Origin of the sequence: Cellulomonas avistercoris, assembly GCF_014836445.1 — a bacterium.
GTDB lineage: Bacteria > Actinomycetota > Actinomycetes > Actinomycetales > Cellulomonadaceae > Cellulomonas > Cellulomonas avistercoris.
The window spans coordinates 207656-221210 of the sequence record NZ_JACSQV010000008.1; the positions used below are offsets into that span (position 1 = coordinate 207656).

The following is a 13555-nucleotide window of genomic DNA, read 5'->3' on the forward strand; positions in this document are numbered from 1 at the left end:
ACGATGCTGTACGGACCGACCGAACCTGCGTCCACGCCGCGCCGCTCAGTCGTCGTCGGCGGGGCGGTGCCCGCCGTCGCTCTCCTCGTCGGCCTGCGGGGACGCCGCGGGCTCGGGCTCGCCGCGCAGCATCGCGAGCGTGCCGGGCAGGTCGTCGGGCTGCAGCAGCACCTCGCGCGCCTTCGAGCCCTCGGAGGGCCCGACGATCTCGCGCGACTCGAGCAGGTCCATGAGCCGGCCCGCCTTGGCGAACCCGACGCGCAGCTTGCGCTGCAGCATCGAGGTCGAGCCGAACTGCGTCGTCACGACGAGCTCGGCGGCCTGGAGCAGCAGGTCCAGGTCGTCGCCGATGTCGTCGTCGACCTGCTTCTTGACGGCCTGGACGGCCACGTCCTCGCGGTAGACCGGCTTGAGCTGCGTCTTGACGTGCTCGACGACCGCGTGGATCTCCGACTCCGAGACCCACGCACCCTGGGTGCGCATGGGCTTGGCGGCGCCCATCGGCAGGAACAGCGCGTCACCCTGCCCGATGAGCTTCTCGGCGCCGGGCTGGTCGAGCACGACGCGCGAGTCCGTCAGCGAGCTGGTCGCGAACGCGAGGCGGGACGGCACGTTGGCCTTGATCAGACCGGTGACGACGTCGACCGACGGGCGCTGGGTCGCCAGGACGAGGTGGATGCCGGCCGCGCGCGCGAGCTGCGTGATGCGCTGGATCGACGCCTCGACGTCGCGCGGCGCGACCATCATGAGGTCGGCGAGCTCGTCGACGATCACCAGCAGGTACGGGTAGGTCGCGATCTTGCGCTCCGACCCGGGCAGCGGCTTGACCTTGCCGACGCGGACCGCGGCGTTGAAGTCGTCGATGTGCTTGTACCCGAACATGGCGAGGTCGTCGTAGCGCGCCTCCATCTCCCGCACGACCCACTCGAGGGCCTCGGCGGCCTTCTTCGGGTTCGTGATGATCGGGGTGATGAGGTGCGGGATGCCCTCGTAGAGCGTGAGCTCGACCCGCTTGGGGTCGACGAGGATCATGCGGACCTCGTCGGGCGTCGAGCGCATGAGGATCGACACGATCATCGAGTTGACGAACGACGACTTGCCGGCGCCGGTCGCACCCGCGACGAGCAGGTGGGGCATCTTCGCGAGGTTCGCGACGACGTACCCGCCCTCGACGTCCTTGCCGACGCCGATGACCATCGGGTGCTCGCTGCGCTTGGCGGCCGACGAGCGCAGGACGTCGCCCAGCGCGACGGTCTCGCGGTCGGTGTTCGGGATCTCGATGCCGATGGCCGACTTGCCCGGGATCGGCGACAGGATGCGCACGTCGGCGCTCGCGACCGCGTAGGCGATGTTCTTGCTCAGCGCGGTGACGCGCTCGACCTTGACGGCGGGGCCCAGCTCCACCTCGTAGCGCGTGACGGTCGGACCACGCGTGAAGCCCGTGACCTGCGCGTCGATCTCGAACTGCTCGAGCACGGAGGTCAGCGACTCCACGACGCGGTCGTTGGCGGCCGAGCGCACCTTGTGCGGCGGGCCCTTCGCCAGGACGTCCTCCGTCGGCAGGATGTACACGACGTCGCCCTCGAGCATCGGCTGCTCACCGCGCGGCACGCCGCTCGTGGGCGGGGCCGGCAGGTCGGCCTCGACGGCGGCCGTGGCGGCGCTCGAGGTCGCGGGGACCATGCGCCGCGTCGCGACCGCGTCGGCCGCGGCGGCGGCGGCCGCCTCCTCCTCCTCGCGGGCGACCACCGCGGCGCGCTCGAAGGCCTCGTCCCCCACGTACTCGTCGAGGCGGCCCTCGTCGGGCGACGCCGCCTCCTGCGCGCGGCGGCGCCCCAGCAGCCGCCGCGTGGGCTTGGCCGGCGCCTCCGGCCGCGCGCTGTGCAGGGCCTCGATGACGAGCGGGTCGTCCTGCTCGTCCGCCGGCTCCTCGTGGTGGCCCGTCAGACGGCGGTAGAGGCCCGCGAGCCGCGGGCCGATGAGGTGGACGGGGGTCGCCGTGACCACCAGGACGCCGAAGAACGCGAGGATCCCCAGGAGCAGGCCCGCCACGACCGTCGTGAGCAGCGTCGCCAGCGGGGTGCCGACCCCGAAGCCGACGATGCCACCCGCGGCACGCACCGCGGCCATGTCCTGCGTGGCCGGCAGACCCTGCGCGAGGTGGACGATGCCGCAGACCGCGACCGTGATCGCCGTCAGGCCGATGCCGATGCGCGAGTTGGCCTGCACGCGGTCCGGGTGGCGCATGAGCCGGACTCCCAGGCCCAGCAGCACGACGGGCACCGCCACGCCGACGACGCCGAAGGTGCCGGCGACCACGTTGTGGATGACGTCGCCCGCGGTGCCCGACAGGTCCCACCACTCGCGGGCGGCGACGACGACCGCGAGACCCACGAGGGTCAGCGCGAGGCCGTCGCGGCGGTGGGCGGGGTCGAGCTCGCGCGCACCCGCGCCGACGTGCCGAGCGGTGCCGCCGACGAGGTGGGCCGCACCCATCCACACGCCGCGCACGATCCGCAGCGGGAGAGCGGGCCGGGCCGGCGGCGGCGCCGCGCGGCCCGCGGGGCGGGTGCCGCCACGCGCCGGCGTGCCCTTCGGTGACCGCGACGCCGCACCGGAGGCACGCGTCGGACGCGCGGGGCCGGGAGTCGTACGGGTCGCCATGGTCCTCACGGTAGCGTCGCGACGGCCCGGGACCCCGCTGGCGGGCGCCCGTGTCGCCCGTCAGGACGACCCGAGGTCGTGTCGGCGGCGGTGGCGGGCGGCGTGCGGCCGGCCGGGGGTGTGCCGTGTCGGTGGTGCGTGCCACGCTGCCCGTATGGCTCGAGCAACGAGCGCCGGGGACCGGCCCGTGCACGCACCGGTGCCGGTCGACCGCGCCACGGTCCTGCGGCACCGCGTCCGCGTCCAGCAGCTCGACCGTCCTGCGGGATCCGTGACCGACGTCACCGACGCCGCCGTGCTCGACGCGGGCGTCCAGGACACCGGGCCCGACGGTGCGCTGTGGGCGCTCGCACTGCGTGGCGTCGCGGTGCACGCCGCCGACCGGCCCGCCTCGCTGGCGTACGCCTGGTCGGTGCGCGGTGCACCGCACGCCTACCGCCGCGACGACCTGCGCGACGTCGAGCGCGCGCTGCGCCCGTGGTCGGACGCCGACGCCGCCAAGCGCCTCTTCGACGCGGCGCGACCGCTGCGCGCCGCGGGCATCGCCCCGACGCAGGCCCTCGCCGCCACGGCCCGAGCGATGCACGCCGTCGTCGCGCACCGCCTCGTCAAGGGCGAGGTGTCCACCGCGCTCACCGCCGCCATGCCCGAGCCCTACCTGCGCGCATGCCGGCCCTGCGGCACGACGCACGTCTACGAGCAGACGTTCCGCCTCGCGGCCCTGCACGCCGGGCTCGAGCTCGAGCCGGGGACGTCGCCGCCCGTGCTGCGGCGGATCTCCCGCTGGCCCTCCTCCCAGGTGGCGCGCACGGAGCCCACCCCGCCGGGCGCGCCCCACGACCTCGTCCGTACGGCGCTGCACCTGCTCGGGCCGGCGGACCCGGCCCTCGTCGCCCACCTCCTCGACGCCCCGGTGCGGGAGGTCGCGGCGCGGTGGCCGGTCGACGTGGTCGACGTGGACGTCGAGGGCAGGACCCGGCAGGTCCTGGTCGAGGACCTCGACGCGCTGCGCTCAGCCGCCACCGGCACCTCGGAGCCGACCGTGCGGCTGCTCGGTCCGTACGACCTCTTCCTCCAGGCGCGCGACCGGGACCTGCTCGTGCCCGAGGCCGTGGCGCAGCGCACGCTGTGGCCCGTGCTTGGCCGTCCCGGCGCCGTGGTCGTCGACGGCGACCCCGTCGGCACCTGGCGGCCGCGGGCGCGCGCCGGCACCGTCGCGCTCGACATCACCACGTGGGGACGCTGGAGCCGGGACGTCCGCGACCGCGTCGCCGAGCAGCACGAGCTCCTGGCGGCCTTCCGCGGTCTGCGGACGCCCTGAGCGGCTCAAGCCTCCACGACCACCGGGATGATCATGGGCCTGCGGCGCAGCTTGTGGGACACCCAACGGCCGACGACGCGACGCATCACCTGCTGCAGCTGGTGGGTGTCGGTCGCACCGGCGCGCACGGCCTCCTCGAGCGCCTCGGTGAGCACCGGCAGGATCTCGTCGAAGACGTCGTCCTGCTCGGCGACGCCCCGCGCGGTGATCTGCGGCCCCGCGAGCACCTTGCCGTCGCCGGACGACACCACCGCGAAGATCGAGACGAAGCCCTCGTCGCCGAGGATCCGGCGGTCCTTGAGCTCCACCTCGGTGAGCTCGCCGACGCTCGACCCGTCGACGTACACGTACCCGCAGGGCACGGCCCCGACGACCTGCGCACGCCCGTCGACCAGGTCGACGACGACCCCGTCCTCGGCGAGCACGACGCGGTCCGCCGGGACGCCCGACCTCACCGCGAGCGCGCCGTTGGCGATGAGGTGGCGCACCTCGCCGTGCACGGGCATGACGTTGCGCGGCCGCAGGATGTTGTAGCAGTACAGGAGCTCGCCGGCGCTCGCGTGCCCGGAGACGTGCACCTTCGCGTTGCCCGAGTGCACGACGCGCGCGCCCAGGCGCATGAGCCCGTTGATGACGCGGAAGACCGCGTTCTCGTTGCCGGGGATCAGGCTCGAGGCGAGGATCACGGTGTCACCGGTGCCGACCGAGACCCGGTGGTCGCCGTTCGCGATCCGCGACAGGGCCGCCATCGGCTCGCCCTGCGACCCGGTGCACATCAGCACCACGCGGTCGTCGGGGAGCTTCTCGATCTGCTTGAGGTCGACGAGCAGGCCGTCGGGCACCCGCAGGTACCCGAGCTCGGACGCGATGCCCATGTTGCGCACCATCGAGCGGCCGACCAGCGCGACCTTGCGCTCGTTGGCGACGGCCGCGTCGATGACCTGCTGCACACGGTGGACGTGCGACGCGAAGGACGCCACGACGACGCGGCCCGTCGACTCCGCGAACACCTGGTCGAGCACCGGGCCGATCTCCCGCTCGGGCGTGACGAATCCCGGGACCTCGGCGTTCGTGGAGTCGACCATGAACAGGTCGACGCCCCGCTCGCCGAGGCGCGCGAACGCGCGCAGGTCGGTGATGCGGCCGTCGAGCGGGAGCTGGTCCATCTTGAAGTCGCCCGTGTGCAGCACCGTGCCCGCGGGCGTGTGGACGGCCACCGCGAGCGCGTCGGGGATCGAGTGGTTCACGGCGACGAACTCGCACTCGAAGGGGCCGAGCTGCTCGACCTGGTCCTCGCGCACCGTGAGGGTCAGGGGCGCGATCCGGTGCTCCTTGAGCTTCGCCTCGACGAAGGCGAGCGTCAGCTGCGAGCCGACCAGCGGGATGTCGCCGCGCAGGCGCAGCAGGTACGGCACGGCACCGATGTGGTCCTCGTGACCGTGCGTGAGGACGATCGCCTCGATGTCGTCCAGCCGGTCCCGGATGTAGTCGAAGTCCGGGAGGATCAGGTCGACGCCGGGCTGGTGGTCCTCCGGGAAGAGGACGCCGCAGTCGATGACCAGGAGCCGACCGGCGTGCTCGAGCACCGCCATGTTGCGGCCGACCTCGCCGAGCCCTCCCAGGGGGACGATCCGCAGTCCGCCCTCCGGCAGCGGCGGCGGGAGCGTCAGGTCAGGGTGCGGGTGGCTCATGGAGCTCCTGAGGGATCGGTGGGTGCCGACCGGTGCGTCACGCGCGGTCGGCGCCTGCGGCGACGTCGAGCAGCCCGGCGGCGGCCAGACCGGCGCGCACGTCGGCCGCCTCGTCGTCGCTGAACGGGAGGATGGGCAGCCGCGTGGCTCGGCTGTGCAGGACGCCGAGCTCGACGAGGGCGGCCTTGGCGGCCGGCGCCTGGAAGCCGGCGCCGTTGAGCGCCGTCGCGACCGGGAGCAGCGAGCGGAAGACGTCGAGGGCACGGGCCGCGTCGCCGTCGCGCCAGGCGTCGAACAGCCGGGCGTACCCGAGCGGGGCCGCCTGCGTCGCGACGCCGACGAGGCCCACGGCACCGTGGGCGAGGAACGACAGGGCCAGCACGTCGTCACCGCTGTACCAGGCCAGGCCCGTGCGGACGATGGCGTCGGCGGCAGCGACGACGTCGCCCGCCGCGTCCTTCATGGCGACGACCCGGTCGTGCGCGGCGAGGCGGTCGATGGTGGCGGGAGCGAGCCGGACGACGGAGCGCCCGGGGACGTCGTACAGCATGACCGGCAGGTCCGTGGCGTCCGCCACCGCCGTGACGTGGGCGACCACGCCGTCCTGGGACGGGCGCGAGTAGTACGGCGTGACGACGAGGAGCCCGTGCGCGCCGGCCTCGGCAGCCTGCTCGCCCATGCGGACGGCGTGCGCGGTGTCGTTCGAGCCGGCACCGGCGACCACGTACGCGCGGTCACCGACGGCCTCGACGACGGCCGCGACGATCTCCGCCTTCTCGGGGGCGTGCGTCGTGGGCGCCTCACCGGTGGTGCCGTTGAGGACGAGACCGTCGTGACCGGAGTCGACGAGGTGCTTCGCGAGCCGGACCGTGGCCTCGAGGTCGACGGCGCCGTCCGGGGTCATCGGGGTGACCATGGCGGACAGCAGCGACCCGAACGGGTGGGTGGCGGAGGTCACGGCGGGCATGCGCACACGGTACCGCTCACCCGCCGGTGCGTGACGCGGGATCCCACCGCTCGACCGGGCACCTCGACCGCGCAGCCCGACCGGGGCTCAGCGCCGCCAGGACTCGAACCGGAACCGCGTGCCGGTGCGCGACACGAGCCACGGCGTGCCGTCGCCGCCGGACGCGCGGCGCCACCCCGGTCCGATCACGGGCGCCCGCGTGTCACCGGGCACGGCGAGGTCCACGACCGTGACCTCGAGCCGGTCGGCGCGCGCGATCGTCTCGGCGTACACCGCTCCCCCGCCGATCACCCAGACGTCGGGCGCGGCGGCGAGCGCCGAGTCGAGGTCGGTCACGACCGTCGCGCCGGGGGCGTCGAACGCCGCGTCGCGCGACAGCACGACGTTGCGACGTCCCGGCAGGGGCCGGAAGCGCTCGGGGAGCGACTGCCAGGTGGCCCGGCCCATGACCACGGTGCCCCCGGCGGTCACCTCCCGGAAGTGCGACATGTCCTCCGGGACGTGCCACGGGATGGTGCCGCCGTCGCCGATCACGCCCGCGGGCGTCTGCGCCCAGACCAGTCCGATCACGCGTCAGACCGCCACGGGCGCGGCGATCGCCGGGTGGTGCCGGTACCCCTCGACCTCGACGTCGTCCCACGCGTAGTCGAACAGCGACGCCGCGCGCCGCAGCCGCAGCGTCGGGTACGGGTACGGGTCGCGGCCGAGCTGCTCGCGCACCTGCTCGACGTGGTTGTCGTAGACGTGGCAGTCCCCGCCCGTCCACACGAGGTCGCCGACCTCGAGGCCGACCTGCTGGGCGATCATGTGGGTGAGCAGCGCGTACGACGCGATGTTGAACGGCACGCCGAGGAACAGGTCGGCCGAGCGCTGGTACACCTGGCACGAGAGGCGCCCGTCGGCGACGTAGAGCTGGAAGAACGCGTGGCACGGCACGAGCGCCATGCGGTCGAGCTCGGCGACGTTCCACGCCGAGACGACGTGGCGGCGCGAGTCCGGGTTCGCGCGCAGCTCCCCCAGCAGCCGCTCGAGCTGGTCGACGTGACCGCCGTCGGGCGTCGGCCACGACCTCCACTGCACGCCGTACACCGGGCCCAGCTCACCGTCCGCGTCGGCCCACTCGTCCCAGATGTGGACGTTGCGCTCGACCAGCGAGGCGATGTTGGACTCCCCCCGCAGGAACCAGAACAGCTCCTCGGCGACCCCGCGGAAGAACACGCGCTTGGTCGTGACCAGGGGGAACCCGGCGCGCAGGTCGTAGCGCAGCTGGTGCCCGAAGAGCGAGCGCGTGCCGGTGCCCGTGCGGTCGGCCTTGGGCGTGCCCGTCGCCAGGACGAGGCGCAGCAGGTCCTCGTAGGGCGTCGGGACGTGGGTCGTGAGGTCGGTCGGTCCTGCTGCCGGCTCCGTCATGGCGACATCGTAGGCACGGCGCGAGGATGGTCCGTATGACCCGGTCGCTGCCGCCCACCGTCGCCGCCCACCTGCCCACCGGCCTGCTGGTGGGGGGCCGCTGGCGGCCGGCACGGTCCGGTGCGACGTTCGAGGTGGAGGACCCCGCCACGCAGCGCACGATCTTCGAGGTCGCCGACGGGGCCGAGGACGACGCACGCGACGCGCTCGACGCCGCGGTCGACGCGTTCGACCCGTGGCGGCGCACGGCACCGCGCGTGCGCGCCGACCTGCTGCGTGCGGTGTTCGACACGCTGACCGCGCGCGCCGAGGACATCGCCGCGCTCGTGACCTTCGAGGGCGGCAAGCCGCTCGCGGAGTCGCGGGCCGAGGTCGCGTACGCGGCCGAGTACGTGCGCTGGTACAGCGAGCAGGCCGTGCGCGTCGACGGGCTCGCGCGCCGGGCGCCCGCGGGCACCCACCACCAGCTCGTCCTGCGGCGGCCGGTCGGCCCCGCGCTGCTCATCGCCCCGTGGAACTTCCCCATCGCGATGATCGCCCGCAAGGTGGCTCCTGCGCTCGCCGCGGGGTGCACGTGCGTCGTCAAGCCCGCGCAGCTGACGCCGCTGACCACGCTGTACGTCGCCGAGGTGATCCGGGCCGAGCTCGAGGACCGCGGCCTGCCGGCGGGCGTGGTCAACGTGGTGCCGTCGTCGTCCGCGCGCCGCGTCAGCGAGCCGCTGCTGGCCGACCCGCGGCTGCGCAAGCTCTCGTTCACCGGCTCGACGCAGGTCGGTGCGACGCTCCTGGCCGCGGCCGCACCCTCGATCCTGCGCACGTCGATGGAGCTCGGCGGCAACGCGCCGTTCCTCGTCTTCGCCGACGCGGACCTCGACGCCGCCGTCGAGGGCGCCGTGCAGGCCAAGATGCGCAACTCCGGGCAGACGTGCGTCGCCGCCAACCGGTTCCTGGTGCACGCCTCGGTCGCCGGCGAGTTCTCCCGGCGCCTCACGGCGGCGTTCGAGGGCCTCGTCCTGGGCCACGGCGCCGACGACGGCGTCACGGTCGGCCCGCTCATCGAACGCTCCGCCGTCGAGCGCGTCACCGAGGTGGTCACCCAGGCCACGGACGGCGGCGCGCGCGTCCGCACGGGCGGTGGCGCGCCGCGGCGCGAAGGCTACTTCTACCGGCCGACCGTGCTGACGCACGTACCGCGCGACGCCCGCGTCGTCACCGAGGAGGTCTTCGGGCCCGTGGCACCGGTCGTGACGTTCGAGGACGACGACGACGCGCTGACGCTGGCCAACGGCACACCCTTCGGTCTCGTCGCCTACGCCTACACGCGCGACGTCGGCCGGGCCATGCGCCTGGCCGAGGAGCTCGAGGCCGGGATGATCGGCATCAACCGCGGCATGGTGTCCGACGCGAGCGCGCCGTTCGGGGGCGTCAAGTCCTCGGGCCTGGGCCGCGAGGGCGGGGAGGCGGGGCTCGAGGAGTACCTGGAGCCGGTGTACGTGGCGCTCTGAGCCGCCCGCGCGCCGCCCGCGCGCCGCCCGCCGCGCCCGACCGCGGGCCACCGGCGCCCGTGTGCGAGGGTGGCCACGTGACCCCGCACGACCCCGCCACCGCCGCGCGCCGGCAGGCGATCTCGGTGTCGGTCGCGACCGGCCTGTACGGCGTGTCCTTCGGTGCGCTGTCCGTCGCCGCCGGGCTGACCGTCCCCCAGACCATGGCCCTGAGCCTGCTGATGTTCTCCGGCGGGTCGCAGTTCGCGTTCATCGGCGTGGTCGGTGGCGGCGGCGCCCTCGGGGCGGCGGTCGCGTCGGCGGCGCTGCTCGGCGCGCGCAACGGCCTGTACGGCGCACAGCTCACACCCCTGCTCGACCTGCCGTGGCGGTGGCGCCTGCCCGCCGCCCACCTGACGATCGACGAGTCCACCGCGGTCGCCACCGCGCAGCCCACGCGCGCGGTGGCGCGCACGGGGTTCTGGTGGACGGGCGTGGGCGTGTTCGTGCTCTGGAACGTGTTCACCCTGCTCGGCGCCCTGGCCGGCGACCGGCTGGGCGACCCGCGCACCTACGGCCTCGACGCGGCAGCCGGTGCGGCGTTCCTCGCGCTGGTCTGGCCGCGGCTGGCCGGACGCACCGCGCAGGGGGTCGCCGCGGCGGCCGTCGTCGTCGCGCTCGGCACCACTCCCCTGCTCCCGGCGGGGGTGCCCGTGCTGCTCGCCGCCGTCGTGGCGGTCGTCGTCGGGCTCGTCACGACGGGGTCCGCGCCGACGGGGCCTGCGTCGACGGGGCCTGCGTCGACCGGCCGGGCGACGGACGGGGCGTCGAGGTGACCGCGCTGTGGGGCGCCCTCCTGCTCGCGGGTCTCGCCTGCCTGGTCATCAAGCTGGCCGGGCACGTCCTGCCCGAGCACTGGCTCGCCCAGCCGCGCGTCGCCCGCGTCGCCGCGCTGGTCACGGTGGCCCTGCTGTCGGCGCTGGTCGCGGTGCAGACCGCGACGAGCGGCAGCCAGGTCGTCGTCGACGCGCGTCTGCCCGCGCTGGCCGTCGCCGCGGTCGCGCTCGTGCTGCGGGCACCGTTCGTCGTGGTCGTCGTGCTCGCCGCCGCGACGGCTGCGGGACTCCGGCTGCTCGGCATGCCCTGACGCCCGCGGCGGGCGTCGCGCGCGGGGCGCGGGCGCGGGGCGCGGGCGCGGGGCGCAGGACGCAGGGCCAGGGTTAGGCTCACCGGGTGCTGCCCACCGCCGACGTCTCCGTCCGCCCCGCCGTCCCGGGTGACGAGACCCGGATCGCCGCCATCCAGCTCGCCGCCTGGCGGACCGCTCATGCCGACGTGCTCGGCGACGTCGTGCTCGACTCGCTGGACGAGCAGGCGTTCGTCACCCAGTGGGGCCAGGCCGTGTCGAGCCCGCCCGGTCCCGGCTACCACGTCCTCGTCGCGTGCGACGGCCCCCGGGTCGTCGGCGTCGCGTCGGTGGCGCCCGTCGCACCGGCCGACCCGCTGCAGGCACCAGGGGGCGTCGTCCTCGCTCTCGAGGTCGACCCGCGGGACCAGCGCGTCGGGCACGGCTCACGCCTCCTCGCCGCGGCGGTCGACCTGCTGCGCGCCGACGGTGCCGACCAGGTGCAGACGTGGGTCGTCGAGGGCGACGAGGCGCGCGAGCACTTCCTGTCCGGCGCAGGCCTGGGTCCCGACGGGCGCACGCGCCGGCTGGCGACGGGGCCGGGCCCGGACGACGAGGCGCACGTCGTCACCGAGCACCGCTGGTACGCGGGCATCTGAGCCCGAGGTCGCGGGGTACGACGGGTCGCCGGAGCCGGCGGCCGTCGTGACGTCAGGGCAGGTCGCGGCGCGCGTCCTTGCCCCGGTGCAGGCGGCTGGCCGTGCGCAGCGCGGCCCGGGCGCGCGTCCGGTCGCCTGCCGCGTCGTACGCGAACGCGAGGTGGTACCAGCCGCGCCACTCGCCGGGGTCCGCCTCGACGCGGTCCCGGTGCGGCGCGAAGGCGGCGCGCGCGGCGGTCCGGTCGACGCGGCCGCTGGGTGAGCGCGGCAGGTCGTCCACCGGGAGCTCACCGGCCGCGGCGAGCTCGTCCGCCATGCGCTGCACGTCGAGCGCCAGGAGCCACTCGCGCGCGATGAGCGCGATCACCAGGAGCGGCGCGACGAGCAGGGCGGCACCGAGCACGACCCCGACCGTCGTCCCGGTCGCGACCAGCTGCACCGCGCGCAGCGCCACGAGCCAGACGTAGACGGCGAGCAGGGCCGTCAGCGCGACCGCCGCCACGAGACCCGTCCGGCGGCGTGCGGGCCGGTGCTCGCTCACGCGGGCAGCCCCAGCAGGTGCTCGAGGCCCACCGTGAGCCCGGGCCGGTCGACGACCCGCCGCACCGCGAGCAGGACGCCGGGCATGAAGCTGACCCGGTCGAACGAGTCGTGCCGGATGGTCAGCATCTCGCCGGTGTTGCCCAGCAGGATCTCCTCGTGCGCCACGAGGCCGCGCAGGCGCACCGCGTGCACCCGCACGCCGTCGACGTCGGCGCCCCGCGCACCGTCCAGCGCCTGCGTGGTCGCGTCCGGCACGGAGCCGAGACCCGCGGCGGCACGCGCGGCGGCGATGCCCTGCGCGGTGTGACGGGCCGTCCCGGAGGGCGCGTCGACCTTGTCGGGGTGGTGCAGCTCGACGACCTCGGCCGACTCGAACCAGCGCGCCGCCTGACGCGCGAACGACATCGCCAGCACGGCACCGAGCGCGAAGTTCGGGGCGACCACGACACCGACGCCGGGTGCGCGCAGCAGGTGGTCGTGCACGCGTCCGAGCGACCCGTCGTCCCAGCCCGTCGTGCCGACGACGGCGTGCACGCCCGCGTCGACGAGCACGTGCACGTTCTGCTCGGTCACCGACGGCACGGTGAAGTCCACGGCCACCTGCGCACCGGCATCGGTCACGGCGCGCAGGTCGTCGCCCGCGTCGAGCGCGGCGACGAGCTCGAGGCCGTCGGCCTCCTGCACGGCGCGCACCGTGGTCGTCCCCATGCGACCTGACGCTCCCAGCACGGCCACGCGGATCGATTCGCTCACGGCACGCCACCCTAGTCGCCGTGCGGGCGACGGGTGTGCGCGGTCCGGGCGGGCCGCTCAGCCCCGGGCGGAGCCGATCCGGGCCGCGAGGTGCTCGGCGAGCCTGCGCAGGTCGGCGGGCGGCAGACCGCTGAAGCGCTCGACCTCGCGCGGCGGGTAGCCGGCGTCGACGAACCACTCGATCGCGGCCACCGTGGCGTGCGGGTCGACGGGCCCGCTGCCGACCGACTCCCGGACGAACGTGCTGAACCGTACGGCCGACAGGTACTGCGCGGGCGACATCCCCAGCAGGTGGCTGCACCAGCGGTGCAGCTCCCCCAGGCTCGTCCCCACGGACCGGGCCACGTCGGGCTGGCGGACGAGACCGCGGCGCTCGTCGACGAACCGCAGTGCGTCCTCGAGGTGGTCCAGGTCGGCGCCGGTCCGGCGCGGCCGCGCCCCCAGGCCGTCGAGCACGGTGGCGACGGCGGCCTCGTCGTCCCCCGCGTCCAGCAGGCCGCCCGCGTGCGCCACGACCTGCGGGTCCAGGACCACGTCGAGCGGCAGCCAGGTGTCGGCCACGGGGCGCGCCGCGCGCAGGCGCGCGAGCCCCAGCGGGTGCAGCTGGACGCCCAGCCGCGCGACGGGACCCGTCTGCTCGGCCACCAGGGCGTGCGTCCACGCGGCGCGTACACCGTCGCGGTCCGGGCCTGCGACCCCCGTGAGCGGGTCCACGAGCACGCCGCCCGTGCCGCGCACGAGCTGCAGCAGCCCCCGGCCGTCGGGCAGCAGCACCTCGGAGTGCTGCCGGCGACCGTCGTGCCGCGCGACCCACGCGTGCTCGGCGACGCCGTGCAACGTGGTGGGCACGGGAAGGCGACGGTAGGAGTCCACTGCGACGGCCATGCCTCATCATGCCGCCGACGGGGCCCGCGCGGGGGCCCCGGGGGCCCCGCGC

13 protein-coding genes are annotated in these 13555 nt (G+C 75.2%); 5 read left to right on the top strand and 8 right to left on the bottom strand.

The window, feature by feature from the left end:
• Positions 1–45: 45 nt before the first annotated feature.
• Positions 46–2664, bottom strand: coding sequence for an FtsK/SpoIIIE family DNA translocase (locus H9657_RS11225; RefSeq protein WP_191783383.1), 2619 nt, complete (start codon positions 2662–2664; stop codon positions 46–48).
• Between the two features lie 154 nt (positions 2665–2818).
• Here H9657_RS11225 and H9657_RS11230 point away from each other — a divergent pair, with 154 nt between their 5' ends.
• A complete protein-coding gene (locus tag H9657_RS11230) occupies positions 2819–3985 on the top strand; it encodes a DNA glycosylase AlkZ-like family protein (protein WP_225215106.1) in 1167 nt (388 codons plus the stop codon).
• 5 nt (positions 3986–3990) lie between these two features.
• Here the strand turns inward: H9657_RS11230 and H9657_RS11235 are convergent, their stop codons facing one another.
• The 4 genes from H9657_RS11235 to H9657_RS11250 form a co-directional block, all read right to left on the bottom strand.
• The gene (locus tag H9657_RS11235) at positions 3991–5676 is read right to left on the bottom strand and encodes a ribonuclease J (protein WP_191783387.1); all 1686 of its coding nucleotides are present in this window, start codon (positions 5674–5676) and stop codon (positions 3991–3993) included.
• Between the two features lie 37 nt (positions 5677–5713).
• On the bottom strand, positions 5714–6643 hold the full coding sequence (gene dapA, locus H9657_RS11240; protein WP_191783389.1) for a 4-hydroxy-tetrahydrodipicolinate synthase: 930 nt from the start codon (positions 6641–6643) through the stop codon (positions 5714–5716).
• 87 nt (positions 6644–6730) lie between these two features.
• Entirely contained in the window at positions 6731–7213 is a 483-nt protein-coding gene (locus H9657_RS11245) for a dihydrofolate reductase (RefSeq protein WP_191783391.1), read from the bottom strand.
• Between the two features lie 3 nt (positions 7214–7216).
• Positions 7217–8053 (bottom strand): thymidylate synthase, encoded by an 837-nt coding sequence (locus H9657_RS11250; RefSeq protein WP_191783393.1) that lies wholly within the window; start codon positions 8051–8053, stop codon positions 7217–7219.
• 35 nt (positions 8054–8088) lie between these two features.
• On the opposite strand from H9657_RS11250, the gene H9657_RS11255 reads away from it, so the two are divergent.
• The 4 genes from H9657_RS11255 to H9657_RS11270 all read left to right on the top strand — a co-directional run bounded on the left by H9657_RS11255 (position 8089) and on the right by H9657_RS11270 (position 11322).
• Positions 8089–9558, top strand: a complete 1470-nt coding sequence (locus H9657_RS11255; RefSeq protein ID WP_191783395.1) for an NAD-dependent succinate-semialdehyde dehydrogenase — start codon at positions 8089–8091, stop codon at positions 9556–9558.
• Positions 9559–9635: 77 nt separating this feature from the next.
• Complete coding sequence (locus tag H9657_RS11260) at positions 9636–10373, top strand: AzlC family ABC transporter permease (protein ID WP_318241441.1); 738 nt, start codon at positions 9636–9638, stop codon at positions 10371–10373.
• Positions 10370–10684, top strand: coding sequence for an AzlD domain-containing protein (locus H9657_RS11265; protein ID WP_191783399.1), 315 nt, complete (start codon positions 10370–10372; stop codon positions 10682–10684). Before H9657_RS11260 ends, H9657_RS11265 begins: the two co-directional genes overlap by 4 nt.
• Positions 10685–10770: 86 nt before the next feature.
• Positions 10771–11322 (top strand): GNAT family N-acetyltransferase, encoded by a 552-nt coding sequence (locus tag H9657_RS11270; protein ID WP_191783401.1) that lies wholly within the window; start codon positions 10771–10773, stop codon positions 11320–11322.
• Positions 11323–11374: 52 nt separating this feature from the next.
• On the opposite strand, the gene H9657_RS11275 is transcribed toward H9657_RS11270, so the two are convergent.
• Genes H9657_RS11275 through H9657_RS11285 form a run of 3 tightly spaced genes read right to left on the bottom strand, consistent with a single transcriptional unit; the run spans position 11375 to position 13467 of the window.
• Positions 11375–11863 carry a hypothetical protein gene (locus tag H9657_RS11275; RefSeq protein ID WP_191783404.1) on the bottom strand — a complete coding sequence of 163 codons (489 nt, stop codon included), beginning with the start codon at positions 11861–11863 and terminating at the stop codon, positions 11375–11377.
• Positions 11860–12618 carry a 4-hydroxy-tetrahydrodipicolinate reductase gene (gene dapB, locus H9657_RS11280; protein ID WP_191783406.1) on the bottom strand — a complete coding sequence of 253 codons (759 nt, stop codon included), beginning with the start codon at positions 12616–12618 and terminating at the stop codon, positions 11860–11862. Before dapB ends, H9657_RS11275 begins: the two co-directional genes overlap by 4 nt.
• A 57-nt stretch (positions 12619–12675) precedes the next feature.
• A complete protein-coding gene (locus tag H9657_RS11285) occupies positions 12676–13467 on the bottom strand; it encodes a hypothetical protein (protein WP_191783408.1) in 792 nt (263 codons plus the stop codon).
• Between the last annotated feature and the right edge of the window lie 88 nt (positions 13468–13555).

Bases quoted from the DNA above. Each gene is read 5' to 3' on its own strand.
- H9657_RS11230 (WP_225215106.1), top strand. From the start codon at position 2,819: ATGGCTCGAGCAACGAGCGCCGGGGACCGGCCCGTGCACGCACCGGTG.
- dapA (WP_191783389.1), bottom strand. From the start codon at position 6,643: ATGCCCGCCGTGACCTCCGCCACCCACCCGTTCGGGTCGCTGCTGTCC.
- H9657_RS11255 (WP_191783395.1), top strand. From the start codon at position 8,089: ATGACCCGGTCGCTGCCGCCCACCGTCGCCGCCCACCTGCCCACCGGC.
- H9657_RS11250 (WP_191783393.1), bottom strand. From the start codon at position 8,053: ATGACGGAGCCGGCAGCAGGACCGACCGACCTCACGACCCACGTCCCG.
- H9657_RS11225 (WP_191783383.1), bottom strand. From the start codon at position 2,664: ATGGCGACCCGTACGACTCCCGGCCCCGCGCGTCCGACGCGTGCCTCC.
- H9657_RS11235 (WP_191783387.1), bottom strand. From the start codon at position 5,676: ATGAGCCACCCGCACCCTGACCTGACGCTCCCGCCGCCGCTGCCGGAG.